The sequence below is a fragment of the Puribacter membranae genome (genome assembly GCF_055380425.1).
On sequence record NZ_AP040167.1, the window covers coordinates 1,942,485 to 1,967,542 of the forward strand.

Consider the following 25,058-nt stretch of genomic DNA (forward strand, 5'->3'; position numbering starts at 1 on the left):
TAACGCATTGAACAAAATGATTTTTTCCAAACATTATGATGTCATCGTCATCGGCGGCGGCCACGCAGGCACCGAAGCCGCACTGGCGGCTGCGCGCATCGGCTGTCAAACCTTATTGCTCACCCACAACATAGAAACACTGGGGCAGATGAGCTGCAATCCCTCCATTGGCGGCATTGGAAAAGGGCACTTAGTCAAGGAAATCGATGCGCTCGGCGGCCTGATGGCGCGCGCCACCGATCTGGGCGGCATTCAATTTCGCATCCTAAATTCGAGCAAAGGCCCCGCCGTACGCGCCACGCGCGCGCAAGCGGATCGCCTACTGTACAAACAAGCAGTGCGTACCGCCTTGGAAAATCAGCCCAATTTAGACTTATTCCAGCAAGCCGCCGCTGATTTGGTGGTTAATGGCGATCGCGTCAGCGGCGTCCTGACCGAACTCGGGATTCAGTTCAACGCCACCTGCGTGGTGCTGACCGCTGGCACATTCCTAGGCGGTAAAATCCATGTCGGATTACAAAATACCCAAGGTGGCCGCGCAGGCGATCCCGCTTCGGTCAAACTATCCGAACGTTTGAAAGAGTTAAACTTGGGGCAGGGCAGACTCAAAACCGGCACGCCGCCGCGCATTGACGGTCGCACGATTGACTTTGCGCGTATCACCGAGCAGCCCGGCGACTTAGACCCTGTACCGGTATTCTCCTTCATGGGGCGGGCGGAGCAGCATCCGCGCCAAGTGCCATGCTGGATTACACACACCAATGAGCGCACCCATGAGATCATCCGCGGCGGCTTGAGTCGCTCGCCAATGTATACCGGCGTGATCGAGGGCGTCGGTCCACGCTATTGCCCATCGATTGAGGACAAAATTCACCGCTTTGCCGACAAAAATCAGCACCAGATTTTCTTGGAGCCAGAGGGACTGACTACAAACGAGTTTTACCCGAATGGCATTTCCACCAGTTTACCGTTTGATGTGCAAATTGATTTGGTTCGCTCGATGGTCGGCTTGGAAAATGCCCATATTTTACGCCCTGGCTATGCCATTGAATACGACTACTTCGATCCACGCGGGCTGAAAGCCACGTTTGAGACCAAAGCGATTGACAATCTCTACTTCGCCGGCCAAATCAATGGTACGACCGGCTACGAAGAGGCCGCCGCACAAGGTCTACTCGCGGGTGCAAATGCCGCGCGCCGCGCACAAAACAAAGATGAATGGCGCCCGACGCGGCACGAATCCTACCTCGGCGTACTGGTGGACGACTTGATCACCAAAGGGGTGTCCGAGCCGTACCGTATGTTCACCAGCCGTGCCGAATACCGTCTGAGCCTGCGCGAAGACAACGCCGATGTGCGCCTCACACCGATTGGCCGCGAACTGGGCTTGGTCTGCGATGAGCAATGGGCGTATTTCGAGCGCAAACGCGAAGCGATCGAACGCGAGAAGCAGCGACTCAAATCCACTTGGGTGCATCCGAACAACTTCTCCGCTGAGGCCGCGCAGCAATTACTTGGCAAAGCGATTGAGCGCGAATACAATCTGGCCGATTTGTTGCGCCGCCCGAATGTCACATACGACGCCTTGATGAATGTAGACGACGCACGATTCCAACCCGAGCAAGCATTGCACGACGATGCGATAGAAAACAAACTCATCCGCGAGCAGGTAGAAATTGACATCAAATACGCGGGTTACATCGAGCGGCAAAAAGAGGAAATCAGCAAGCACGCCAACCACGAAACCACGCATATTCCAAAGGGACTGAATTACCAAGAAGTCAAAGGTCTGTCGAATGAAGTGAAACACAAACTGAGCGATCACTCGCCCGAAACCATCGGTCAAGCGGCGCGGATTTCGGGTGTAACGCCGGCGGCGATTTCGCTGCTGCTGGTGCACATCAAACGCCTGAATCAGAGCCAAGCGCTCAAACCAAACACGGAGCAGGGCGATGAGTAAAGCCGGTATCATGCGCTTTGACGCCACCCGCGCACGCGAATTATTGACCGATGGCGTGACCGAAATGACGCTTGCAATAAATCAGGGACAGATTGATGCGCTGCTCGAATACCTGTCATTGATGGCCAAGTGGAACCCCGTCTATAACCTCACTGCGATTCGTAAAACCGACGAAATTGTGAGTGCTCACTTACTGGATTCTTTAGCTATCATCGGTCTACTTGACGCATGGCTGGCCAACAAACCCAAGACAAAAATCCTGGATGTCGGCACGGGCGGCGGTTTGCCCGGTGTGGTTTTGGCCATCATGCGCCCGCAATGGTCCTTGACCCTGATTGATCCGGTGCACAAAAAAACCGCGTTCTTACAACAGGTCAAAGCGCAATTGCAGTTGGACAATCTAACGGTGATTAACGGTAAAGTCGAGGACTTACCAACCGAGGCACAATTTGACCTCATCACCAGTCGCGCATTTTCCAGCCTGATCAATTTTGTTCAATTGTCCGAACACGTTTTGCAGGCGGACGGCTGCTTCGCTGCGATGAAGGGCGTCTTCCCGAGCGAGGAAATGGACGCCTTGCAGCAAGCTTTTGAGCACCAATGGCAGATTGAGCCGCACGAAATTCACGTCCCGCAACTGAATGCACAGCGACATTTGGTTAAAATCAGCAGAACCAACCCCTCGCATCATCCGAAATAACCCAAAGACACGAAAAGGCACAACCATGACGAAAATCTTCTGTGTGGCCAATCAAAAAGGCGGCGTCGGCAAAACCACCACCACGGTCAATCTCGCGGCAGCACTCGCGCAGCTCGGCCAACGCGTTTTGCTGATCGACCTCGATCCGCAAGGCAATGCCACCATGGGCAGCGGCGTGGACAAACACAGCTTACCCTCCACCGTCTACCACGTCTTGCTCGGGTTAAAAGAGATTCAAAAAGCCATCATCCAGCCACCCGAAATCGGCTACGCGCTACTCGCCGCGAATCGTGATTTAGCAGGCGCAGAGGTAGAACTGGTAGACTTTGACCGGCGTGAATACCGCCTGCGCGACGCATTGGCACAAGTTGCCGACCAATACGACTACATCCTCATCGACTGCCCGCCATCGCTCTCCATGCTCACGCTCAACGGCCTATGCAGCGCGCAAGGCGTCCTCATCCCGATGCAATGCGAATATTTCGCACTCGAAGGGCTGTCCGATTTGGTCAACACCATCCGCACCCTACACAGCAACCTCAACCCCGATCTCGAAATCATCTGCCTGCTGCGCGTCATGTTCGACCCGCGCATCACCTTGCAACAGCAAGTCTCGGCACAACTGAAAACCCACTTTGGCGACAAAGTATTCGACACCGTCATTCCGCGCAACGTGCGCCTGGCCGAAGCTCCCAGCTACGGCCTGCCCGGCGTGATTTACGACCGCAGCTCACGCGGCGCGCAAGCCTACCTCGAATTCGCCCAAGAACTGCTCAACAAAAAACTGTAAACGGAACCCATCATGGCAAGCAAACCCAAAAAAGGCGGCCTCGGTCGCGGACTCGACGTCCTCATCGGCGCATCGCACCAAATGAATGTGCAACACGCCGCCGAACACCAACAAGCCGAAGCCAACCCAGCCGGACAACTCACCATGCTATCGCGCAAACAAATCCAGGCTGGCAAATACCAACCGCGCACCCACATGGACGAAACCGCACTCAACGAATTGGCCGAATCCATCAAAGAACAAGGCCTGATGCAACCCATCATCGTGCGCACCATCGCCGAAGGGCGCTACGAAATCATTGCTGGTGAACGACGCTACCGCGCCGCAGGCATCGCCGGACTGGACGAAGTCCCCGTGCTCATCAAAGAAGTGGACGACAAAAACGCACTCTCACTCGCCCTGATCGAAAACATCCAGCGCGAAGACCTCAACCCACTCGAAGAAGCACAAGGCCTGCAACGCCTCATCCGCGAATTCGACTACACCCACGAAACCTGCGCCCAAGCCATTGGTCGCTCGCGCAGCGCCGTATCCAATCTACTGCGCCTGCTCAACCTCGCGCAACCGGTGCAAACCATGCTCCTTGCCGGCGACATCGAAATGGGACACGCCCGCGCCTTACTCTCGCTCGACTCGGCGCAACAAATCATGCTCGCACAAGAAATCGCCAACCGCCGCCTCACCGTGCGCGACGCCGAAAAACGCGTGGCGCAACTGCTCAAAGGCGAGGGCGACAAACCCGCCAAAGTACGCGTCATCTCCGGCGACATCCTACACCTGCAAGAACGCCTGTCCGACGCCCTCGGCGCGCAAGTCGCGATCAAAGTCGGCGCCAAGAATCAAGGCAAAATGGTGATCCAGTTTGGCAACTTGGATGTGCTGGATGGCATCATTGCCAAGATGGTGGGGGAGGCAGAATAAACGCCACGCAAAAATACGATGGGTGGCGTGACCCACCCGAATCGAATAGTGGGGGGCGATTAGCGCAGCATAACCGTCCAAACTTTCGCCCCAAAACAGGCGCACGATTATGCAATGACATTGCTAATTGTAGTTACACAGCCTTACTTCACTGTTGGCTTTTTTACGCCGCGCGCCAAAGACCGAACCAACGAAAGCACCAAACCACCGGTCAACATACCCAAAAGGTAAATCAACAACGCCAACACCGACAGCGGCAAGCTCATGCTTGAGGAGAGAAAAGCCACCGTCACATGCCCAAAGTTTTGTACCACAAAAATCACTACAATCAATGTCAGTACAGCAATCAACGCCAGATAAAGGTTTCTCATTTTCCCCTCCATAAAAAAGCGTACCTACTCACGACATATATCTGCGCCACACAAACACCACGAACCGATAAAGCAGATAGGCGATAATAATTGCCCACGGCAAAATCAAAAAGGCCGTACCCATGAGTACGCCATCCCATAGCTGATGAAGCGTTTGCCCAATCGGCAACCCAAGGATTTTAACCGTACGCTGCATCAGCAGAAGCGTTAGATCAGACAAGCTGGTGACAAATTGCCGCGTCTGCTCACTCATCCATGATTGCAGCCAATACAAAGGCGTTAGGAACACGCCCAAAAAAATAATCACCCACAGCGAGAATTGAGAAATGATGGTTTTCATCGTAAATTTAGCAAGAATAAAGACGAGCGCAGAACTTACGGAATCTCATGAATTTCCGTCTTGTTGATGATCAAACGCAGAAAGTAATAGATAAAAAACGGCAGCGCCAAGCCAAAGGTAACCACCACCAAAACCGTCCAAACCAAAGTTTGTACCAAAACATCACCGATGTTCAGGGTATTTACCAATTTGTACTTTGTCATCATTGCGCTCCATAAAAAGATTGTGGTGGAATTTTTCTCCATCTTAGCACACCGGTATCTACCTTTGGGTGGCATTGAATCGCTTATAATTGAGCCTCTTTTTCTATCGAATCACATCATGGCCAAATCCGAACTGTACTTCGTCACCGATATTGAAACCGACGGCCCGATTCCCGGGCCGCATTCGATGCTGTCATTTGCCTGCGTGGCGATGAATACAGCGGGCGAATCGGTCGGTGAGTTTTCGGTGAATTTGGAGACCTTGCCCGATGCGCAGGCGCATCCAATCACGGCGGCATTTTGGCGCAGTGAGCCGCAGGCTTGGGCGGCGTGTCGTGAGAATCCGGTTGCACCGGAGCAGGCGATGAAGGCGTATGTGGCGTGGGTTTACGATCTGTGCGCGCACCACAGCGCGCCGGTCTTCGTCGGTTATCCGGCAGGTTTTGATTTCACTTTTGTGTTTTGGTATTTGCAGCGCTTCACGGGCGGTTCACCGTTTTCATGGTCGGCGTTGGACATGAAAACCTTTGGCATGGCCTTGAGTGGTTTGCCATTCAAGCAGACGATCAAGCCGAAATTGCCCGCCGAGTGGCTGCCAGAGAACCTGCCACACACGCACATTGCTCTGGACGATGCGCGTGAGCAGGCGCATATTTTTGCGCAGATGTTGCGCGCATGGCAACAATCACACGACAATCAAAACAGTTAATCACAAATACTCTGGACCAAAGCTTTGCGGCAGCAGGGCTTCCAAGGTGGTTTCCAATCGTTGCTCCGAATCACAAATGCTCACGCATTTGGCATTTTTACCAAATTCGCGAATCACTTGACGACACGCGCCGCATGGCGTGGTCGGCTCGCCTGTTGGCGTGTACACGACCACCTGCGTGATTTCGGTGGCGCCTTCGGAAATCGCTTTGAAAATCGCGGTGCGTTCGGCGCAGTTGGTCAGGCCGAACGAAGCGTTTTCAATATTCGCGCCGGCAAATATTCGCCCGTCACTGGTTAAAATCGCCGCACCTACCGCAAAGTGACTGTACGGCGAATAGCTTGTGTTGGCGGCTTGCTTGGCCGTGGCTTCAAGTTTTTCTTGTAATGTGTGATCGCTCATGGCAATTCCTTGTTATCAAAATAATTATGGGATGAAGTTTGATTGTACACGCGCGGCGCGCATAAAAAAACCTCAAACCGAGTTCGGTTTGAGGTTTCATTCAGTGCATGCGTTATTTAATCACTCGGATGCAACAAACGCTCCATCTTCTTGCGCAATTGTCGTTCGCGTACCTCATGTGCCTGCCAATCCTGCCGTATCGCCCGTACCAGCGCGATCGCCATCAGCACCAGCACCAAGCTGAACGGCAGGGCAAACACAATGGTCGCCGTTTGCACCGCCTTCAGACCACCGGCCATCAGCAACACCAAAGCAATGCCCGAGACCAATACACCCCAAATGATCTTGGTACGATTCTTCGGATTCACATCGCCATCGGTGCTCATAGTCGCCAAAACCAAGGTCGCCGAGTCACCCGAAGTGATGAAAAACACCAAAATCAAAATCGTTGCCAAAATCGAAGTCAGCCAAGCCAGCGGCAGCTCACCCAACAAAGCAAATAAAGCCTGTGAGCTATTTTGTCCGGCCACTTCGGCCAAACCCGAACCATTGAAAATCTCACTGTGCAAAGCTGCACCGCCGAACACACTGAACCACGCAAAGCCCAGTAACGTTGGCGCAATCACCACGCCGAGTAAAAATTGGCGAATCGTGCGTCCACGCGAAATGCGCGCGATGAACAAACCGACGAACGGAGACCACGCAATCCACCACGCCCAGTAAAACACCGTCCAGTCGCCCACCCATGCCGAATCACGGAACGGTGTCAGGCGCAAACTCATGCGCACCAATTCACTCAAATACGCACCCAGCGTCGAGGTCAAGGTGTCAATAATCGCCACGGTCGGCCCGAAGACAAATACCAGCAACGCCAAAAAAGCCGCCAGCAGCAAATTGGCCTGCGACAACCACTTCACCCCGCGATGCACGCCCGTGACCGCTGAAATCAAAAACAGCGCCGTGACCACCACAATAATAACCGCCTGCCAAAACACCGACACCGGCAAACCGAATACCGTGTTCAAACCGCTGTTGATCTGCGACGCGCCCATACCGAGTGACGCCGCCACACCAAAGGCCGTCGCCACCACCGCCATCACATTAAACACCGGTGAGAGCTGCTGCGCCCAGCGCCACGGCAAGGTGCTGGTAGCCGAGCTGACCAAGGCCTTGCTGCCGTGACGGAATTGAAAATACGCAATTGACAAGGCCACCACGCCATAAATCGCCCACGGATGCAAACCCCAGTGGAAGAATGAATAACGCATCGCCGCATTTGCCGCCTCCGGCGTACCGTTGGCGATACCCGGCGGCGCACTGCGGTAATGCAGCAGCGGCTCCGCCACGCCCCAATACACCAAACCAATCCCCATACCGGCGGCAAACAACATTGCAAACCATGACAGCAGCGAAAACTCCGGCTCCTCATCCTCCGCGCCCAGCTTCAAATCACCGTAGCGACTCAAGGCCAAAAAAGCCGACAACAGAACCAGGCCAAACACCACCCACAAATACAACCAGCCAAAGTTTTTGGTCGCAATGACCAAAGCCTGATCAAACGTGCTGCCCAATGAAGCCGGAGCAATCAGCCCCCACAGCACAATCAGAGCAATCAATCCCGCTGAAATCAATAATTGCATCAATTATTCTCCTTTTTAACAATGGCGCTCATTTCGATCAACGGACCGAACAAAAAAATGGCTAAGGAAACGCAAGCCGCACACGCCGCAGATTTTCAAAGACAGTCGGCACACACTTTCTCGTATGTATAATCATCGGTTGCCGACAGCAGGGGGCTATGCTAACAAGCGAATGGGGACATTTCGCGGAGGGGATAGAGTGGGCGCAGACACATTTTTGGAGATCAAGCCACACAAATGTGAAGCCAGAAAAAGACACGATCCGTCAGCGCGCAATCGCAAGCACCATGAAAAAACCCCGCATAAGCGGATGTTATGCGGGGTTTTCCAAACAAAGCAATATAAACAACGAGTGATTACTGACCGTATTTTTTCGTCACCACCCATTGTTGAACAATGGAGAAAATATTGCTGACGACCCAGTACAATACCAAGCCTGCAGGGAAGAAAAAGAAGGTAAATGCGAACATAAACGGCATAATCCACATCATTTTTTCCTGCGTCGGGTCAGCCGGTTTCGGATTCAACCACGTTTGCAGCAACATCGTCGCCACCATCAACACCGGCAAGATGTACCACGGATCCGGTACGGACAAATCCTTAATCCAGCCAATCCACGGTGCGCCACGCATTTCGACCGAAGATTGCAATACATAAAATAAGGCAATGAACACCGGCATTTGCACCAAAATCGGTAAACAGCCACCCGCCGGATTGACTTTCTCGGCACGATACAAAGCCATGGTCTCTTGATTCAACTTCATTTTGTCGTCGCCGTATTGCTCTTGCAACATCTTGATTTTCGGCGCTAATTTACGCATTTTCGCCATCGATTTATAGCTCGCCGCCGCCAATGGGAAGAATGCCAATTTCACCAAAATCGTCAAAGCCACAATCGTCCAACCCCAGTTCGGGATAAAGCTATGCAAAAAGCTCAGGAACCAGTGCAGCGGTTTGGCAATGATGGTCAACCAACCGTAATCCACCGACAAATCCAAGCCCTCGGCGATGCCCGCCAATACTTTTTGATCTTGCGGACCGACGTACAGTTGAGAATTAAAGCTGGTTTTCGCACCCGGCGCAATCTCGCCCAAACTGATGCGTTCACCCACACGATACACGCTGTCCAGCGGTGTGCTGCCACTTTGAATCACACCGGTGTAGAAGGTACGCTCGCGCGTTTCCGGTACCACCCACGCGCTGACAAAATAATGTTGCAACATTCCGACCCAGCCGGTTTTGGCTTGCGTGGTGTAGTCTTGCTTACCTTTGGCGATGTCCTCGAAGTGCACTTTCTTGAATTTATTGTCTTCGTTATACACCACCGGACCGGTGTAGGTCACATAGAACTGCGAATCACCGATTTGTGAACCGTCACGCACCAACTCCATATACACATCCGGTTTGATCGCTTGTGCCGAGCCGTTTTCGACTTCGTAATTCACATCCATCAAATAGCTGCCGCGTTTGAGCGTGTAGGTTTTTTTCAAAGTCACGCCATTATTTTGCGCGCTCAGTACCAGCTTGGCCTCGTTTTGACCCTCTTGCAGCACAGCAGATGGCGTATCGGCGGTAAATTGCGTGGTGTGATCCAGCCCCACATCGGTCAGACCACTGCGTCCGGCGTACATCTCATTCGGCGAAATCACATCAGGATTTTGACTTTTCGAGTTGAACAACACCGTGTTCAACGCGTAATTTTTTGAGTTGAAAAACTGTTTGAGCATGGCATACTGCACCACGCCGCCTTGGGTATTGATATTCAACTGCAATACGTCGTTTTCCAACACCAACGGCTGGCCGGATAGGCTCAACGCACCGGTTGGCGTTGCCGTACCGCTGGCACCGGCTGCCGGCGCAGCATTCGCAGGCGCCGTGCCCGTATTGGTCGTCGCATTTTGTGTGGTCTGAACCGCAGTTTTCGGCGCAAGCGATGCTTGATAATTGCTCCACAGCAGAATCAATGAGGATGCGAATATCAACCACAACATCGTGCGCGGGTTAAAATTTTTCATAAACGGTCTCTTCTATAATATTCCGGCCCAAGCCATCTTGAGCCGACAAACTGAACAATCAAAGCGGCAATTATACCAATACTCCGGCGGCTTTCGGCGGGTTTTCATCGACGCAATACCCGATGATTCGCCTCGCTTGACCTTCAATGGCAGCCGCAGTCGCCATGATCCGAATGTTTCGGTGCCTTTTCAGGCACCGGATCCCAACCACCCGCCGAACCGGGATGACAACGGCCAATGCGCCGAATCGCCAACCACGAGCCTTTGAGCACGCCGTGCCGTTCGATCGCAATCAAAGCATAACGCGAACAAGTCGGCTCAAAACGGCAATGATTCGCCATCAATGGACTGATGGCCAATTGATACACCCGCACCAACAACAATAAAATGCGTTTGAACAGATTGGAAAGCGCTTGTATGCTGGTTTGTAAGAGATTCATCGGCTCAATTCTCGCCTTTGACTTGATTGGGTACGATATTAGCGGACGTCTGCGTTGGTCGAGCCATTGAGCGTCGACTCATCTGCACGGCAAAATCCTGCCCCTGTACAAATAAATCCGCCAATTGCGCCGCCCATTGACGCTTTTGGTTTGGACTGAGCGGCACACCGTTGATCGAACGATTCAAACGCACGACCCACAGACCGGCACTCAATTGTCCCGCATTTTGTCGAAAATGCTCACGCGCCAAACGTTTGATCAGATTACGTCGTACCGCGTGCTTGGCAAAACGCTTGGACACCACCAAACCAAGTTGCGGCCAAGCCTGTGTTAAATCGCTATCGGGAGAGTGATTGGATGAAGTTTTTTGCGCGCCCGCACGATGCGCCATAAAATGCAGCACGAAGTCATCGGTGCGCGCACACACGCGCATGCGCAAAGCGGATGCAAATGCATCCGCTTTAGTGATTTTGCGTGTTCGGGGCAAACCGAACGATTTGATGTGCTGGGCAATCATACAAACATTCATACATCCATTGAGCGAATATGAACCATTCATTCACGTCATCTACCGCAGTAAATCATACGACGATGGCTATGCCGTGACGTATCTGCGTAAACGCATGTATTCGATCAGCCGATGTATGACAGTAATGACATGAATCAGCGCAATCAATGATTAAACAGCCAAGCGTTTGCGGCCTTTGGCACGACGCGCGTTCAATACAGCACGACCGCCGGCCGTTTTCATACGGGCGCGGAAACCGTGGGTGCGTTTGCGGCGAACAACTGAAGGTTGGTAAGTACGTTTCATGATTTTTATCCAAACAAAATTTCAAAATTCTTTCAATAACTCAAACACCAACGATTGAGCAAGCCCTGCTCTACTGATTTACCCGCTTTGTTTGCTCATGACGAGCATCCATTGTCCATTGGACAGCAAATAAATGAAAACAGATCGGCTCATTGAGTTTCACAAAACCCGCCAGCGTTTACGAACCTGACATTAAACCTGATTTTTTTAATAAAAGCAAGAACTTAAAGCGGCAACCCCTAACAAAAGCGTTGTTTTTGCGAAAACTGTGGATAACTTTTTAAAAAATTCGCCAAAGCGTGTAAAATAACCCACAGATACTCAAAATTGCCCGCCATTATATTTTCGCGCTCGACACATTTTTACAATCAAGAGCCACACAGCGATTGAGAGATTGAACGCTATGGATTTTTGGGTACGATCACCGCTTTAGAATGTCCGTTTTAGGATTTCGATCCGCACTTTTTCAAGCAATGGCATCCGTCGGATCGATGGCGCATTCGGCGTATTTGCTTATTTTACAGTTTAATTTGGATACTTCGGCTCATGACCTGTCAACTGACGCGTCATTGGCCGACCCTTTATTTTTAGAAATACATTATGTTGCACTTTTGGCAAGCCTGCTCCAACCAACTTCAAAAAGAATTGACCCCTCAACAATTCAAAGCATGGATCGTGCATTTATCGCCCGAATCCTATGATGAAGCCACACACCTGCTGACCATTTCAGCCGCAACCCGCATCAAGGCCGAAAGCTGCGCCCGTCAATTCGGTTCGCGCATTCAGATGCTGGCACAAGAATATTGGGGGCAAGCGGTGCAGTTGCAATTTGTGGTGCGCAGCAAAAACGCCAAAAGCGGCGCTAAATCACCGAAAACAACCGGCTCTAATACTGAAATTGGCGCTGAAAATACGCCAACGACCACAAAAAAATCATCGACTAAGCATCCCGTCACCCATATTGACGCGGATTCGATTGAACCCAACACTGACACCAAAACCCACCAAGTGAGCGTTGAACCTCACGAAACCAGCAGCTCACGCAAAAACAAAGAAAACAATCTGTACAAAAACCACCATTTGGATAAAAACCTCAATTTCGACACGCTGGTAACGGGCAATGCAAACCAAATGGCGCGCATGGTCGGGCTGGAGGTCATCAAGCAGTTGGGGCAGCGTTACAACCCGTTCTTTATCTACGGTGGTGTGGGCGTAGGCAAAACGCACCTGATGCAAGCCATCGGTAACGAGGTGTATCGCCTCGATCCGAGCAAAAAAATTCGCTATCTATTCGCCAACACCTACGTCAGCGAAGTAGTCAAAGCCTATCAAAAAAATCAGTTTGAAGAATTCAAAAACTACTACCACAATTTGGATTTACTGCTGATCGATGACATTCAATTTTTCGGCGAAGGCGATAAAAGCGGCACGCAGGGTGCATTTTTCGAACTGTTTGAAACCATGATTCGCAACCACAAACAAATCATCATCACCAGCGACCGCTACCCGCAAAGTTTGGAAGGCATACAAGAACGGCTGCGTTCGCGTTTCATGTCCGGCATCGATATTGCGATTGAACCGCCCGGATTTGAGATGCGCGTGAGCATTTTGCTCAAAAAAGCCGAATTGGAAGGCGTTGCTTTACCCGAGGAAGTGGCTACCTTCATCGCACAACTATTGCGTGCCAATGTGCGTGAATTGGAGGGCGCTTTACGCAAAGTGATCGCTTACTGCACCTTCACCAATGCACCGATTGATTTACCCAATACCAAGATGGCTTTGAAGGATTTACTCTCGAAAAACCAAGAGCACATATCCATCGAATCCATCCAAAAAATCGTGGCGGATTTTTACAAAATCAAGGTCGCCGATATGTATTCGACCAAACGCCCGAAAAAAATTGCCGAGCCACGTCAAATCGCCATGTATTTGACCAAAGAGTTGACCCAAAAAAGTTTGCCCGAAATCGGTGCGCATTTTGGCGGACGTGACCACACCACGGTTTTACACGCCTGTCGCAAAATTGCCGAGCGCAAGGGTAACGACACCCAATTGCAACATGAATTACACGTATTGGAGCAAATATTAAAAACATAGGCTCCAATCAAATCCCGATTTGACGATGTGAACAAGACTGTGGATAAGTCAAAAAGGGTGTGGATAACTACAGTACAACTGTAAAGGATCCGGTACAAAAAATTAACGGCCAAAATCAGCACACAGATTATCCACAAGGTAAAAACTACGGTAAAATAGCGTATTGTCTGGCATTGAGTCAGTTATCCACTGAAAAAGCTGTACTTATCAGAATCTTTCTTAAATAAAGGATTTATTAATATGGAATTCGTTAAATGTGGCAAAGATACCCTTTTGAATCCTTTGCAAACGGTCAGCGGCATTGTCGAGCGTCGTCATACCTTGCCCGTATTAGCGAATGTATTGATTAAAAAAGAAAATCAGCAGCTCACCTTAACCAGTACCGACATTGAAATCCAAATCAAAACTTCGGTACCGATGGAAAGCGATGATGCGACGGTTCAAACCACGGTCAATGCGAAAAAACTATTGGATATTTTGAAAGCCTTGCCCGATGGCAAAGACGTCAGCTTAAAACTGAACGATTCTAAAATCGCCATCGCCTCAGGTAAAAGCAAATTCAATTTGCAAACCTTACCGGCCAATGATTTTCCAGAAATGACCTTATCCGGTAGCTTTGGTCAAAAAATCAGCATCGCGCAAAAACATTTCAAAGATCTGTTGAACAAAACCAGCTATGCCATGGCGGTACAAGACATTCGTTACTATCTGAACGGTATGTTGATGATTTTTGAAGGACAACAGATTTCTGTGGTCGCGACTGACGGTCATCGTTTGGCCTTTGCCAGCGAAGCGGTTGCCGAGGATTTGGGCGAAAAAACCGATATCATTTTGCCACGCAAAACCGTGATGGAATTGCAGCGTTTGTTACAAGACACCGAAGAAGCAATCGTGATTGAAATTGGTGCGAACCAAATTCGTTTTACTTTTAACGATATCGAATTGACCTCCAAATTGGTTGAAGGCAAATTCCCTGATTACAAAAAAGTGATTCCACAGGATTACACCAATCAAATCAGCATCAACCGTGTCGATTTTCAGCAGGCTTTGCAGCGCGTGGCGATTTTGAGCAATGAAAAAATTCGCGGCGTGCGTTGTTTGATCGAAGCCGATGCCTTGAAAATCAGCTCGGCCAATACCGATCAGGAAAACGCACAAGAAGAATTGGACATCAGCTACGCGGGCGATAGCTTGGACATTGGCTTTAATGTGATGTATTTGCTCGATGTATTGTCCAACCAAAAAACCGAAAACGTTGAGCTTAATTTCGGTGTGGACGCGAGCAAGAGCGTACTGATTACGGTAGCGCAAGACCCGAGTTTCAAATACGTGGTCATGCCGATGCGTATTTAAAGCATATTTGAGATGTAAACTAATTGATTTTAAAGATTTAGTTGGAAATACCCAGCCGATGCGTGGCACAAAATGCCACACGATCGGCGCAAAGAGAGGCTTATGACAGAACATATCACCGCACAAAACAACGAATATGGTGCGGATTCGATCAAGATGCTCAAGGGCTTGGAAGCCGTACGCAAACGTCCCGGTATGTACATCGGTGACACCGCTGATGGAACGGGTTTGCACCACATGGTGTTTGAGGTATTGGATAACGCGATTGACGAGGCGCTTGCGGGTCATTGCGATGACATCGTCATCACCATTCATCCGGATAATTCGGTATCTATTTCGGACAACGGTCGTGGCATCCCGACCGACATTCACAAAGACGATGAATTTCACCGCAGCGCGGCTGAAATCGTTATGACCGAATTGCACGCCGGTGGTAAATTTGACCAAAACAGCTACAAAGTCTCCGGTGGTTTGCATGGAGTTGGTGTGTCCGTGGTCAATGCATTGTCGGATTGGCTCAAATTGACTATTTATCGCAATGGCGAGCAATTCCAGATGGAATTTCGTCACGGCGAACGCGTTGAACCTTTGCAAAAAACGGGTACGACCGATAAAAAAGGCACCACGGTGCATTTCCTCGCCAGCGCGGAAATTTTCGGCGACGTGAATTTCCATTACGAAATTTTGTCCAAACGCATTCGTGAACTGTCATTTTTGAACAATGGCGTGAAAATTCGTTTGATCGATTTACGCACCAACAAAGAGGAAAATTTCGCATTCAGTGGTGGGATTGCGGGTTTTGTGCAGTACATCAACCGCAGCAAAACTGTGCTGCACCCGAAAGTATTTCACGCCATCGGCGAGAAAGACAATGTTACGGTCGAAGTCGCGATGCAGTGGAATGATTCATACAACGAAAGCGTTCTGTGCTTTACCAACAACATTCCCCAGCGCGATGGCGGTACACATCTGACCGGCCTGCGCGCCGCCATGACGCGCATCATGAACAAATATATCGAGGAAAACGATTTTGCCAAAAAAGCCAAAATCGAAACCACAGGTGACGATATGCGCGAAGGTTTGACCTGTGTGCTCTCGGTTAAAGTACCCGAGCCGAAATTCTCCTCGCAGACCAAAGACAAACTGGTTTCGTCCGAAGTGCGCCTGCCGGTGGAAGAAGTTGTCAGCAGCGCATTGCACGACTTTTTGCAAGAAAACCCGAACGAAGCCAAAATCATTTGTAACAAAATTGTTGAAGCCGCGCGGGCGCGCGATGCTGCACGTCGTGCGCGTGAAATGACGCGTCGCAAAGGCGTTTTGGACGGTGTGGGTTTGCCGGGTAAATTGGCTGACTGTCAGGAAAAAGATCCGGCTTTGTCCGAAATCTTCATCGTCGAGGGTGACTCTGCGGGCGGTTCGGCCAAACAAGGGCGCGATCGCAAATACCAAGCGATTTTGCCGCTCAAAGGCAAAATTTTGAACGTGGAAAAAGCCCGCTTTGACAAAATGCTCTCCAGCCAAGAGGTGGTCACGCTGATTACCGCGCTGGGCACGGGCATTGGCAAAGAAGACTACAACGTGGAAAAACTGCGCTACCACCGCATCATCATCATGACCGACGCGGACGTGGATGGCGCACACATTCGTACGCTGTTGTTGACCTTCTTCTATCGACAAATGCCCGAATTGGTCGAACGCGGCCACATCTACATCGCGCAACCGCCGTTGTACAAAATCAAACACGGCAAAGATGAGCGTTACATCAAGGACGACGCGGAACTAAATGCTTATATGCTGCGCATTGCCTTGGACAAAGCCAGCATCACCAGCAACACCGGTCAATTGATTCAGGGTGAAACCTTGGCCGAATTGGCACGCCAATATCAGACCGCTGAAGCGATTGTTCGCCGTCTGTCATCCACGCACGAGCCATTGCTGTTGCGCGCGATCAGCGACGGTTTGCGCATTGATTTGAGTGATGAAACCGCAGCCAATGTGACGGCACAGGCGCTGCGCGAGTATTTCTCGCATCAGGCCGATGTCAAACTGGAGGTGATGGTACAAACGGACGAGCAGCATAAACCACGCTTGATGATTCACCGTCGTCATTTTGGCAATATCAAATTGTCCTACATCACACAGGAATTCACGCACAGCGCGGATTATCTCAGCCTGACCAATAGCGCGCAGGTTTTGAGCCAATACATGGACAGCCACACCGCGGATGCGTTCGTGACGGTTAGTCGTGGTGAGGGTGAAAAAGCCCGTCAAGCGCGCGTGAAGGACTTCCATCAGGCCATGAAATGGTTGCTGGAGGACGCCGAGCGCGGCGTGAGCAAGCAGCGTTATAAAGGTCTGGGCGAGATGAATCCGGAGCAACTGTGGGAAACTACGATGGACGCCTCGGTGCGCCGCTTGTTACAAGTGAGAATCGAAGACGCGATTGATGCCGATGAGATTTTCTCCACGCTGATGGGCGACGATGTGGAACCGCGTCGCGCATTTATCGAAAACAATGCGGTGTATGTGAACAATATCGATATTTGATGGCTGCTATCGCTACTAAAAAAGCCTTTGCGTTCAATTGCAAAGGCTTTTTTATGATGAAATGCTCAGGCGGTTTTACAGCAAAATTATGACAAAATCACGGCAAAATCGATAAGAACAAACCCTGCATCCAGTGCCAAAAAGATTCTGGAACCCACAGCAAGACTGCGGTCATCAACACAAACCGTAAAAATTTACCGACCGTCATCCAAAACAATACCGGTTTCCAATGCAGCTCCAGCCAGCCCGACATCGCGCACAGCGCGTCGCCAATCAGTGGTAGCCAAGAGAACAGCAACACCGGTGCGCCGAGGCGTTGCAACCAACGCAGATGCACCGATGGTTTCTCTTTAGCCAGCAGTTCGCGCGCGCCGTAGCCCATAAAATAGGTCACCATGCCACCCAAGGTATTACCGACGGTCGCCACCAAAATCGCCACCCAAAACAGATTCGGATTGAGTTTGACAAAGCCGAATAATACCGGTTCGGTCGCCATCGGCAACAACGTGGCTGAGGTGAAAGACACCGCAAAAATCGCCGGTAACCCGACCGATGAGACCGAGAAAAATTCCAATAAATGAGTCAACCATTCAGGCATATGGGATTCCTATTAAAAAACCGTGAGGCAATTGGTCAAAACCCGTGTCTATCGAGCGACATTTGAGTGCGCATTATAGGGACAAAACAGGTAAGAAATGCGCATATCGGGCGCTCTCGTGCACTGTAGTGTGCCAAATCATGTACGGATGTGGTATCTTTTAACCTTTGGCAAAGGCAGTCAGGGCATGGTGTTGCCTCGAACTTGGCCGCATTTGCATTCACTACCCCGAATCATCCATCCACCGAACCGCATCATGCCTTATACCAACTATCTGAAAAAAACCCTCGCCGCGCGCGTGTATGAAATCACCTCCGAAACCCCGTTGGATTTTGCGCCGCAAATTTCACGCCGCATTCACAATCAGGTGTATCTGAAACGCGAGGATATGCATGCCGTGTTTTCGTACAAAATTCGCGGCGCGTACAACAAAATGGCGCAACTCACGCCAGCGCAGCTTAAACAGGGCGTGATCACTGCTTCGGCGGGCAATCACGCGCAGGGCGTGGCATACTCTGCGGCCAAGCTCAAATGCAAGGCGGTGATCGTCGTGCCGGAAACCACGCCGGTGATCAAGGTCGATGCGATTAAACGCTTTGGCGGCGAATATGCCGAGGTCGTGTTGCACGGTACTTCCTATACCGATGCGTATGAGCACGCGGTACATTTGGAAAAAGAGCGCAAGCTCACCTTTGTGCATCCGTTTGACGACCCCGATGTGATCGCGGGGCAGGGCACGATCGGCATGGAAATTCTGCGTCAATACGATTCGTCCGAAGGCCCGCTGGATGCGGTGTTCGTTTCCATTGGGGGTGGCGGCGCGATCACCGGCATTGCCTCGTACATCAAAAGCATTCGCCCTGAGGTGAAAATCATCGGTGTGCAGACCTTTGATTCGGACGCGATGAAACGCTCGATTGACGAGGGCAAACGGGTCACGCTCAAAGAAGTCGGAATCTTTGCCGACGGTACGGCGGTCAAACAGGTCGGTAAGGAGACCTTCCGCTTGGCCAAGGATTTGGTCGATGAAATCATTTTGGTCGATACCGACGCGATTTGCGCGGCGATCAAAGATGTGTTTCAGGACACACGCTCGATTCTGGAGCCTTCAGGTGCGCTGGCATTGGCCGGATTGAAAGCCTATGTGGAGCAACACCAATTGAAAAACAAGAATTTGATTGCAGTTGCTTCGGGCGCGAATACCAACTTTGACCGTTTGCGTTTTGTCGCCGATCGGGTGGAAGTCGGTCAGTCACGCGAGGCGCTGTTTGCGGTGACTATTCCCGAAGAGCGCGGCTCGTTTCTGCGTCTGTGCGAGCTGGTTGGGCAGGAGCGCAGCGTGACCGAATTCAACTACCGCATGAACGAGACCAAGGCGGCGCACATCATGGTCGGCATTGCGGTCAATAATGCGCAGGAATCGATCAAAATCGCTGAGAAATTCAGCAAAAAAGGCTTTAACACATTGGATTTGACGCACAACGAGTTGGCCAAACAACACGTGCGCAATATGATTGGCGGCGCCAGCGCCTCGATAACGGATGAGCTGATTTACCGCTTCGAGTTTCCCGAGCGTCCGGGCGTGTTGATGCACTTTTTGAGTGAAGTGTCGCCGCATTGGAATATTTCATTGTTCCAATACCGCAATATGGGCGGCGATTTTGGCCGTATTTTGGTCGGGATTCAGGTGCCGGTCAAAGAGCGCGCGCAATTTAAGAAATTTGTCACCGGCTTAGGGTATCGTCATTGGGACGAAACCGATAATCTGGTGTATCAATTATTTCTTAAAGCATAAACGCCTGAAAACATAAAAATTTTTGATTCAATAATCCATTTGAAATGAATAGACCCGACCCTCAGCCTATGTTAAAAATTCATGTTATTCCCGTGACGCCGTTTGCACAAAACTGCTCCATCATCATGTGTACGCAGACAAATGCGGCTGCGGTGGTTGATCCGGGCGGTGATGTGGACGCCATCATGCAGGCGGTACGTCAGATGAATGCGAACGTCGAGCAGATTTTGCTCACGCACGGTCATTTGGATCACGCTGCCGGTGCGCCGGCTTTGGCGGCGGCACTGCAATCGGCAACAGGACACGTTGTCCCGATCATCGGGCCGCATTCGGCAGATCAGTATTGGCTGGACGACTTGCCCGCGCGGGCGCGTGCCTATGGTTTTGGCGAGGCCAAAGCATTCGCGCCGACGCGTTATTTGCAGGACGGTGATGAAATACAGATCGGCGCGCAGCGTTTGCAGGTATTGCATTGCCCCGGCCATACGCCGGGTCATGTGGTGTTTTTTCATGATGGCATGCGTGTGGCGTGGGTCGGTGATGTGTTGTTCAAAGGCTCGATTGGTCGTACCGATTTTCCGGGTGGCAATCACGGCGACCTGATCGCGGCGATCAACACCAAACTGTTGCCTTTGGGCGACGATGTGCAGTTTATTTCCGGTCATGGGGCGATGTCTACATTGGGTCATGAGCGACTGAATAATCCGTTTTTAATTTAAGCGTCGATGACCGAGTGGCTATTGGCCATTGAACAAGGCAAAACCATGAGTGAAGTCAACCGCACCAATCTGTATCAGGAAACCCACGCACGGCCGTATTTGAGCTTGCCCGTGCCTTGTGCGGTCGGGCACATCCTGTATTGGCGCGGTGATCGGCAATCCTCCGCGCTGCTCGATTTGGCCAAAGCGCTGGCCAATCGCCAAGGCGTGAATCCAAGCAATAAACAAAACACGTTTTTTGAATACACCTGCCAAAACTATCACATCCGTTTTGAGCAGCACACCGAGTTTGATACGCTCACCATCGCGCAATCCATTTCCCCCGAGGCCGAACTATTTGGCGACAACCCGCTGGGCATCATTGAGGATGGCTTGTTGCAGGCATTGGAGCCGAACTTATTGGTCAAAACCCGCATTCATCTGTTGCTCCATCCGGCGGATGGCAGCCGTGCGGACGAACCGACAACGGAGCTTCCGAACAGCCACATTGGTGCGCAATTTAGCGACATCAACGGCTCGGCAGCCATTTACGGCTCATGGATTATGGGGCGCCGCGCCGAAGCCTACTCGGATTTCAAGCTCGACGCGCAGGGCTACTCGCGCTTTTTGGTGGTCAGTCATGCGCTCAATCCGGCGGATGCGGGGCGCGTGGTCACGCGCCTGCTGGAGATGGAAAATTACCGCATCACGGCGCTGATACCGCTGGATGTGACGCGCGCGGTGAGCAAAACCCTGTCTCAGGCCGATGCGCGGCTGGTGCGGATTTTGGATGAAATTGCCGATTCGGATTCGGCGGAAAAGCAACACGATTTGCTCAACGATCTGCTCGCCATCGCGCAGCAGGTCGAGAGTCACCGCAATCAATTGTCCTCGCGTTTTTCCGCCAGCCAAGCCTACTACGAGCTGGTCAAATTCTCTTACGAAAAACTCAATGAGGAAAAACTCGGCGGTCTGCAACGCCTGCAAACCTTCGTTGAGCGGCGTTTGGGGCCGGCGATTCGTACTTTTTCCGCCTTGCGCGCGCGGCTGGAGGATATTTCCCAGCGCGTTGATCGCATTGCCGAATTGCTGCGCACCGAAATCAATGTGCACATGCAGTTGCAAAACAGCGAAATGCTCGCGGGTATGAACCACAGCGCGAAAATGCAATTGAAAATGCAGAAAACGGTGGAAGGCATTTCCATCGTCGCGCTGACCTACTACGCCATCGGCGTGCTGGGCTATCTGCTGGCGATTTTCCTGCATGGCGACGACAAATACACGGTGATGGGGCTGCTCGTTTTGCCGGTAGCTGCGCTGATTTGGTACTTGCAGAAAAAAATCCTGCATCGCATCAATGCCTCAACGCATTTGGATGAGGAATGATATGGTTTCGCCAAAAATGTTTAAGCCGACGCCGGAAACACCGGCCATTGCTCGCTGATGCGACCCTGATCGTACACCGCGAGCGCGCCGAATTGCAGCATCAGCATCTCGCTTTGCGTCGGGCGAAAAAATACATAATCGCCCGCGCGGCAGGCGAAATTCGGCGCGGCGGTCAGCACCTTTTGATTGGTCGATGGGCCGTACAGCTCGCTGCTGCGCACGCCTTCGGGTGAGGCCACCTGCGCACGCCATTCGCCGCCGTGGATGATGACGCTTTGGCGCTGGTTGACATCCCATTTTTGTATCAACCGAGACACCGTTTGCGCGCCATAGGGCAGGGAAAACTCACCGACTTTTAAGATTGGCGCGGCGATGAACAGCGCAGCCTGTAAATCACTTAATAATTCCGTATCGAAATCCGACGGCTTGACCACGGCCGAGCCGATGGCCAATTCGTTCACATCGGGGTTGTCGAGGTGCAGGCGATAGGTCGGCGAACCGGCGGTATTCAGGGTCAATTGCTCGGGCGCAAGGCGGCTGGCCGGATGGCGCAGGGCGAATTCGCGAAATTCGCGGTACAGCGCTTTGGCGTGGGCTTCGGTATGGGCGCGGTTGTGCAGCAGATTCGGCACTTTGACGATGTGCGCATCATAGCCCATCAGGCCGGAAAACTGCGCCAGCGGCTCGTTCGAAATCATGTCCAGCATGGTGTTGAGCGTTTCTGTATGGGTGACGCCGCCGCGATGTAAGCCCACATCGATTTCAATATTCAGCCGTAGCGTTTTGCCCTGCGCACGGGCAAATTGCAAGTAGGCTTGCAGGGTTTCGGGCGTGTCCACCAGCCATTGGATTTGCCGCTCGGGGTTAAATTCGGCTGCGCGCGTTTGGCTCAGACGGGTGAAAAAACTCGGTAGCTCCACAGCGCTGAGCGGTTTGCCGAGCAACAAGTCGGCCTGCGGCATGAACTGCGCGAGCGTGAGCAGCATCGGATAGTTGAACACCATGAGTCGCTGCGTATGCCACGCCTTTGCGGTGTGTTCGAGTAAATGCAGGCAAGGCAAGGATTTGGCGACGATGCGCAGGTGTTTGCGCTCGCCAACCTGCTCGGCAATGGTGCGCAGATTGTGTTCGCTGCGCGCCTTGTCCCAGATCAAGGTCGGACTGCCGACACCCGCGGCGTGCAGCGCCTGCGACAGTTGCGTGAAATAGGCGTCGTGCGTGCCGCGACCAGCGCGCGGTTTGAGCGCATAGCCGATGCCCAAGCCAACACCTGCGGCGAGCGCGCCGCCTAAAAATTGTCGTCGTGACAGCATGAGCGCATTTCCTTTTTAAATTCAATCAAGCCAAATTAAAAATCCGACGGGTGTAGTCGTTGACAAACTTACCACGCGGGTCAAGTTGCGCGCGAATGCGCAGAAAATCCTGCCAGCGCGGGTACAGTTCGGCCAATTCTTTAAAGCCCAAGTCGTTGAGTTTACCCCAATGCGGTCGCCCACCAAAGTGTTTAAAAATCGGGCCGATGGTGCCGATTAAATAATCATGCGGCTCGACGTGGCTGGCGTGTACCGCGATCGAGTGGCAGTCGCGCTGGTAAAACGGCGAGAGCCACGCATCGTCGCCTTTGGTCAGGCGAAATTCGATCGGATAGTAGGTGTCCGGCATTTGATCCATCGTCGCGCACACTCGCTCAAAGCAGGCGAAACCGTGCTCCTTCGGGATGTGGTACTCGGACTCGTTGAATTTGCTCGGACGCGGTTGCGCGAGTACGCGCCACGATTGGTCTTTCGCCTCTTCCAGCACTTCGCCGTCCTTGATCAAAAACCGCGCAAACAGCGGACGCAAAAAGGCGGGTACTTTATCGCGCAATTGTTTCAAATCGTTCAAGCCATCATCGTCCATCGAGGCCAAGCGCGGTTCCATTTCGCCTTCGTACGGCGTGTGCGAAATCAGGATGCAAAAACCGGTGTGCGGCAGGTACAGCAGCTCAAAATGTTCGAGTTGTTCAAACAGCGTCGCGCCGTCGCGCAAAACCGATTGTAATGTTTGTACCCAGACTTTGCGATGCAGCTGGCGCGCCGGACGGTTTTGCAAGGTGACTTCGGTGATTGCACCGAGCGCGCCGAGCGAGACTTGGGCCGCAGACCAGACATCGGCGTTTTCCTGCGCGTTGCAGGTCAAAATCTGGCCGTCGGCGGTCATCAGCTTGATTTGCGTGGCGTAATGGTGCATGGCGCAGGTGTCTTTGCCCGTGCCGTGGGTCGCGGTACTCATTGCACCGGCCAGACTTTGATACAGCACATCGGGCAGATTGATGGTTTCTTGACCGATGACCTCCAAATCACGTGCCAGTTGGGATAATTTTGTACCGCCGAGTACCGTGGCGGTGACTTTTTGTGCATCGTGCGCCATCACGCCCGCCAGCGGGTCAAGCGATACGATGGTTTGTTCGGTGCAGACCAGTGGCATGAAGGAGTGGCCGGAGCCGACGAAGCGCACATTCGGTGCGTTGCGGATGATCTGCGCCAATTCGGCTTCGGAGGTCGGTGTGAGGATGGCTTGCGGGTGGCAGGTTTGGCCTTCTGACCAGTTGTTCCAGGTCAATTGTCCCAGTCCGGCTTGTAGGCGCGCTTGCTCGCCTGCGGTGGTTTGTGGCGCAACGGCGTTGCCACAGCCGCTGAGCGTGGTTGCCACGCCGCCCAAGGCGACGGTACCGACCGCCGCGCTGGCATTTTTCAGAAAAGCGCGGCGGTCGGGGTTGTTTGGGCTGTGCATGCTCACTGGGTTCATGGCGTGTCTCCCATCATGAATCGGGTCAAGGCTTTGAGCTCGGCTTCGCTGCAGTCCATGCATTGGCCTTGGGGCGGCATGGCGTTAAAACCGATTTGTGCATGGCTGAGGACGGTGTCCAAACCGCGCTCGGCGATGCGTTTTTGCCAGTCGGCGCGATCGTGCACCAGCGGTGCTTTGGCGTCGGGGCTGGTGTGGCACATCAGGCAAGAGCGACTGTATTTGGCGGCCAGCTTCACATCCTGCGGTCGTAGGGCTTCACGCACGCGTTGCGCTTGGATTTCTTGTAGCGTCGGTTTGACGACGGCGGGTTTTTCGGGCGAGCAGGCGTTGAGCAGCCAGAGGCTGAGTAGTAACGCCATTGCCTTGCGCAGCCCTGTGCCAAGGTGCATGGTTGTCTCCTGTAAGGATGTATTATTTTCGTGAAGTTTATCATCAGTTAGACGCTGTTGCGCTCTTTTATGCCAATACTCACGCAATTTTTAGGGTGCG

General features: G+C 52.1%; 24 protein-coding genes. 11 read left to right on the plus strand and 13 right to left on the minus strand.

The genetic code is table 11. The features are described from left to right. Positions 1 to 16: 16 nt before the first annotated feature. From mnmG to ACZ41M_RS09370, 4 genes are read left to right on the plus strand one after another with little or no spacing between them, the layout of a single operon-like run. Positions 17 to 1,960, plus strand: coding sequence for a tRNA uridine-5-carboxymethylaminomethyl(34) synthesis enzyme MnmG (gene mnmG / locus ACZ41M_RS09355; RefSeq protein ID WP_464731422.1), 1,944 nt, complete (start codon positions 17 to 19; stop codon positions 1,958 to 1,960). After that, a complete protein-coding gene (gene rsmG, locus ACZ41M_RS09360; RefSeq protein WP_464731421.1) occupies positions 1,953 to 2,660 on the plus strand; it encodes a 16S rRNA (guanine(527)-N(7))-methyltransferase RsmG in 708 nt (235 codons plus the stop codon). Before mnmG ends, rsmG begins: the two co-directional genes overlap by 8 nt. A gap of 25 nt (positions 2,661 to 2,685) precedes the next feature. Continuing rightward, complete coding sequence (locus ACZ41M_RS09365; RefSeq protein ID WP_464731420.1) at positions 2,686 to 3,450, plus strand: ParA family protein; 765 nt, start codon at positions 2,686 to 2,688, stop codon at positions 3,448 to 3,450. Between the two features lie 12 nt (positions 3,451 to 3,462). Beyond that, positions 3,463 to 4,371 carry a ParB/RepB/Spo0J family partition protein gene (locus ACZ41M_RS09370; RefSeq protein WP_464731419.1) on the plus strand — a complete coding sequence of 303 codons (909 nt, stop codon included), beginning with the start codon at positions 3,463 to 3,465 and terminating at the stop codon, positions 4,369 to 4,371. A gap of 143 nt (positions 4,372 to 4,514) precedes the next feature. Here ACZ41M_RS09370 and ACZ41M_RS09375 read toward each other — a convergent pair whose 3' ends face one another. The 3 genes from ACZ41M_RS09375 to ACZ41M_RS09385 are packed head-to-tail and all read right to left on the minus strand — an operon-like array spanning position 4,515 to position 5,288. Continuing rightward, entirely contained in the window at positions 4,515 to 4,742 is a 228-nt protein-coding gene (locus ACZ41M_RS09375; protein WP_464731418.1) for a LapA family protein, read from the minus strand. 28 nt (positions 4,743 to 4,770) lie between these two features. Next, the gene (locus ACZ41M_RS09380; protein WP_464731417.1) at positions 4,771 to 5,082 is read right to left on the minus strand and encodes a hypothetical protein; all 312 of its coding nucleotides are present in this window, start codon (positions 5,080 to 5,082) and stop codon (positions 4,771 to 4,773) included. A gap of 35 nt (positions 5,083 to 5,117) precedes the next feature. Beyond that, positions 5,118 to 5,288, minus strand: coding sequence for a DUF6693 family protein (locus ACZ41M_RS09385; RefSeq protein ID WP_464731416.1), 171 nt, complete (start codon positions 5,286 to 5,288; stop codon positions 5,118 to 5,120). A gap of 115 nt (positions 5,289 to 5,403) precedes the next feature. On the opposite strand from ACZ41M_RS09385, the gene ACZ41M_RS09390 reads away from it, so the two are divergent. Then, positions 5,404 to 5,994: a 3'-5' exonuclease gene (locus ACZ41M_RS09390; RefSeq protein ID WP_464731415.1), complete on the plus strand. Its 591-nt coding sequence runs from the start codon at positions 5,404 to 5,406 to the stop codon at positions 5,992 to 5,994. Here the strand turns inward: ACZ41M_RS09390 and ACZ41M_RS09395 are convergent, their stop codons facing one another. The 6 genes from ACZ41M_RS09395 to rpmH form a co-directional block, all read right to left on the minus strand. After that, the gene (locus ACZ41M_RS09395; protein WP_464731414.1) at positions 5,995 to 6,396 is read right to left on the minus strand and encodes a cytidine deaminase; all 402 of its coding nucleotides are present in this window, start codon (positions 6,394 to 6,396) and stop codon (positions 5,995 to 5,997) included. A gap of 116 nt (positions 6,397 to 6,512) precedes the next feature. Beyond that, the gene (locus ACZ41M_RS09400; protein WP_464731413.1) at positions 6,513 to 8,036 is read right to left on the minus strand and encodes a BCCT family transporter; all 1,524 of its coding nucleotides are present in this window, start codon (positions 8,034 to 8,036) and stop codon (positions 6,513 to 6,515) included. 356 nt (positions 8,037 to 8,392) lie between these two features. Beyond that, the gene (gene yidC / locus ACZ41M_RS09405) at positions 8,393 to 10,051 is read right to left on the minus strand and encodes a membrane protein insertase YidC (RefSeq protein WP_464731412.1); all 1,659 of its coding nucleotides are present in this window, start codon (positions 10,049 to 10,051) and stop codon (positions 8,393 to 8,395) included. Between the two features lie 143 nt (positions 10,052 to 10,194). After that, on the minus strand, positions 10,195 to 10,491 hold the full coding sequence (gene yidD / locus ACZ41M_RS09410) for a membrane protein insertion efficiency factor YidD (protein WP_464731411.1): 297 nt from the start codon (positions 10,489 to 10,491) through the stop codon (positions 10,195 to 10,197). Positions 10,492 to 10,495: 4 nt separating this feature from the next. Further along, positions 10,496 to 11,020, minus strand: a complete 525-nt coding sequence (gene rnpA, locus ACZ41M_RS09415; protein ID WP_464731410.1) for a ribonuclease P protein component — start codon at positions 11,018 to 11,020, stop codon at positions 10,496 to 10,498. Between the two features lie 150 nt (positions 11,021 to 11,170). Next, positions 11,171 to 11,305 (minus strand): 50S ribosomal protein L34, encoded by a 135-nt coding sequence (rpmH, locus tag ACZ41M_RS09420; RefSeq protein WP_464731409.1) that lies wholly within the window; start codon positions 11,303 to 11,305, stop codon positions 11,171 to 11,173. 600 nt (positions 11,306 to 11,905) lie between these two features. Here rpmH and dnaA point away from each other — a divergent pair. The 3 genes from dnaA to gyrB all read left to right on the plus strand — a co-directional run bounded on the left by dnaA (position 11,906) and on the right by gyrB (position 17,302). Further along, on the plus strand, positions 11,906 to 13,402 hold the full coding sequence (gene dnaA, locus ACZ41M_RS09425; RefSeq protein ID WP_464731408.1) for a chromosomal replication initiator protein DnaA: 1,497 nt from the start codon (positions 11,906 to 11,908) through the stop codon (positions 13,400 to 13,402). A 240-nt stretch (positions 13,403 to 13,642) separates the two neighbouring features. After that, positions 13,643 to 14,755: a DNA polymerase III subunit beta gene (gene dnaN / locus ACZ41M_RS09430; RefSeq protein ID WP_464731407.1), complete on the plus strand. Its 1,113-nt coding sequence runs from the start codon at positions 13,643 to 13,645 to the stop codon at positions 14,753 to 14,755. 102 nt (positions 14,756 to 14,857) lie between these two features. Beyond that, positions 14,858 to 17,302, plus strand: coding sequence for a DNA topoisomerase (ATP-hydrolyzing) subunit B (gene gyrB / locus ACZ41M_RS09435; RefSeq protein WP_464731406.1), 2,445 nt, complete (start codon positions 14,858 to 14,860; stop codon positions 17,300 to 17,302). Positions 17,303 to 17,399: 97 nt separating this feature from the next. On the opposite strand, the gene ACZ41M_RS09440 is transcribed toward gyrB, so the two are convergent. Further along, a complete protein-coding gene (locus ACZ41M_RS09440; protein WP_464731405.1) occupies positions 17,400 to 17,900 on the minus strand; it encodes a YqaA family protein in 501 nt (166 codons plus the stop codon). 256 nt (positions 17,901 to 18,156) lie between these two features. On the opposite strand from ACZ41M_RS09440, the gene ilvA reads away from it, so the two are divergent. From ilvA to ACZ41M_RS09455, 3 genes are all read left to right on the plus strand, one after another. Then, positions 18,157 to 19,695, plus strand: coding sequence for a threonine ammonia-lyase, biosynthetic (gene ilvA / locus ACZ41M_RS09445; RefSeq protein ID WP_464732161.1), 1,539 nt, complete (start codon positions 18,157 to 18,159; stop codon positions 19,693 to 19,695). 68 nt (positions 19,696 to 19,763) lie between these two features. Beyond that, the gene (locus ACZ41M_RS09450; protein WP_464731404.1) at positions 19,764 to 20,414 is read left to right on the plus strand and encodes an MBL fold metallo-hydrolase; all 651 of its coding nucleotides are present in this window, start codon (positions 19,764 to 19,766) and stop codon (positions 20,412 to 20,414) included. 6 nt (positions 20,415 to 20,420) lie between these two features. Continuing rightward, entirely contained in the window at positions 20,421 to 21,779 is a 1,359-nt protein-coding gene (locus ACZ41M_RS09455; RefSeq protein ID WP_464731403.1) for a DUF3422 family protein, read from the plus strand. 20 nt (positions 21,780 to 21,799) lie between these two features. On the opposite strand, the gene ACZ41M_RS09460 is transcribed toward ACZ41M_RS09455, so the two are convergent. Genes ACZ41M_RS09460 through ACZ41M_RS09470 form a run of 3 tightly spaced genes read right to left on the minus strand, consistent with a single transcriptional unit; the run spans position 21,800 to position 24,958 of the window. Continuing rightward, the gene (locus tag ACZ41M_RS09460) at positions 21,800 to 23,092 is read right to left on the minus strand and encodes an alanine racemase (RefSeq protein WP_464731402.1); all 1,293 of its coding nucleotides are present in this window, start codon (positions 23,090 to 23,092) and stop codon (positions 21,800 to 21,802) included. Between the two features lie 25 nt (positions 23,093 to 23,117). Beyond that, on the minus strand, positions 23,118 to 24,566 hold the full coding sequence (locus ACZ41M_RS09465) for a D-arabinono-1,4-lactone oxidase (RefSeq protein ID WP_464731401.1): 1,449 nt from the start codon (positions 24,564 to 24,566) through the stop codon (positions 23,118 to 23,120). After that, positions 24,563 to 24,958 (minus strand): c-type cytochrome, encoded by a 396-nt coding sequence (locus tag ACZ41M_RS09470; RefSeq protein ID WP_464731400.1) that lies wholly within the window; start codon positions 24,956 to 24,958, stop codon positions 24,563 to 24,565. The genes ACZ41M_RS09465 and ACZ41M_RS09470 overlap by 4 nt, the downstream gene beginning before the upstream one ends. Positions 24,959 to 25,058: the final 100 nt, after the last annotated feature.

Bases quoted from the DNA above. Each gene is read 5' to 3' on its own strand.
- mnmG (WP_464731422.1), top strand. From the start codon at position 17: ATGATTTTTTCCAAACATTATGATGTCATCGTCATCGGCGGCGGCCAC.
- rsmG (WP_464731421.1), top strand. From the start codon at position 1,953: ATGAGTAAAGCCGGTATCATGCGCTTTGACGCCACCCGCGCACGCGAA.
- ACZ41M_RS09365 (WP_464731420.1), top strand. From the start codon at position 2,686: ATGACGAAAATCTTCTGTGTGGCCAATCAAAAAGGCGGCGTCGGCAAA.
- ACZ41M_RS09370 (WP_464731419.1), top strand. From the start codon at position 3,463: ATGGCAAGCAAACCCAAAAAAGGCGGCCTCGGTCGCGGACTCGACGTC.
- ACZ41M_RS09375 (WP_464731418.1), bottom strand. From the start codon at position 4,742: ATGAGAAACCTTTATCTGGCGTTGATTGCTGTACTGACATTGATTGTA.
- ACZ41M_RS09380 (WP_464731417.1), bottom strand. From the start codon at position 5,082: ATGAAAACCATCATTTCTCAATTCTCGCTGTGGGTGATTATTTTTTTG.
- ACZ41M_RS09385 (WP_464731416.1), bottom strand. From the start codon at position 5,288: ATGATGACAAAGTACAAATTGGTAAATACCCTGAACATCGGTGATGTT.
- ACZ41M_RS09390 (WP_464731415.1), top strand. From the start codon at position 5,404: ATGGCCAAATCCGAACTGTACTTCGTCACCGATATTGAAACCGACGGC.
- ACZ41M_RS09395 (WP_464731414.1), bottom strand. From the start codon at position 6,396: ATGAGCGATCACACATTACAAGAAAAACTTGAAGCCACGGCCAAGCAA.
- ACZ41M_RS09400 (WP_464731413.1), bottom strand. From the start codon at position 8,036: ATGCAATTATTGATTTCAGCGGGATTGATTGCTCTGATTGTGCTGTGG.
- yidC (WP_464731412.1), bottom strand. From the start codon at position 10,051: ATGAAAAATTTTAACCCGCGCACGATGTTGTGGTTGATATTCGCATCC.
- yidD (WP_464731411.1), bottom strand. From the start codon at position 10,491: ATGAATCTCTTACAAACCAGCATACAAGCGCTTTCCAATCTGTTCAAA.
- rnpA (WP_464731410.1), bottom strand. From the start codon at position 11,020: ATGAATGTTTGTATGATTGCCCAGCACATCAAATCGTTCGGTTTGCCC.
- rpmH (WP_464731409.1), bottom strand. From the start codon at position 11,305: ATGAAACGTACTTACCAACCTTCAGTTGTTCGCCGCAAACGCACCCAC.
- dnaA (WP_464731408.1), top strand. From the start codon at position 11,906: ATGTTGCACTTTTGGCAAGCCTGCTCCAACCAACTTCAAAAAGAATTG.
- dnaN (WP_464731407.1), top strand. From the start codon at position 13,643: ATGGAATTCGTTAAATGTGGCAAAGATACCCTTTTGAATCCTTTGCAA.
- gyrB (WP_464731406.1), top strand. From the start codon at position 14,858: ATGACAGAACATATCACCGCACAAAACAACGAATATGGTGCGGATTCG.
- ACZ41M_RS09440 (WP_464731405.1), bottom strand. From the start codon at position 17,900: ATGCCTGAATGGTTGACTCATTTATTGGAATTTTTCTCGGTCTCATCG.
- ilvA (WP_464732161.1), top strand. From the start codon at position 18,157: ATGCCTTATACCAACTATCTGAAAAAAACCCTCGCCGCGCGCGTGTAT.
- ACZ41M_RS09450 (WP_464731404.1), top strand. From the start codon at position 19,764: ATGTTAAAAATTCATGTTATTCCCGTGACGCCGTTTGCACAAAACTGC.
- ACZ41M_RS09455 (WP_464731403.1), top strand. From the start codon at position 20,421: ATGACCGAGTGGCTATTGGCCATTGAACAAGGCAAAACCATGAGTGAA.
- ACZ41M_RS09460 (WP_464731402.1), bottom strand. From the start codon at position 23,092: ATGCTGTCACGACGACAATTTTTAGGCGGCGCGCTCGCCGCAGGTGTT.
- ACZ41M_RS09465 (WP_464731401.1), bottom strand. From the start codon at position 24,566: ATGAACCCAGTGAGCATGCACAGCCCAAACAACCCCGACCGCCGCGCT.
- ACZ41M_RS09470 (WP_464731400.1), bottom strand. From the start codon at position 24,958: ATGCACCTTGGCACAGGGCTGCGCAAGGCAATGGCGTTACTACTCAGC.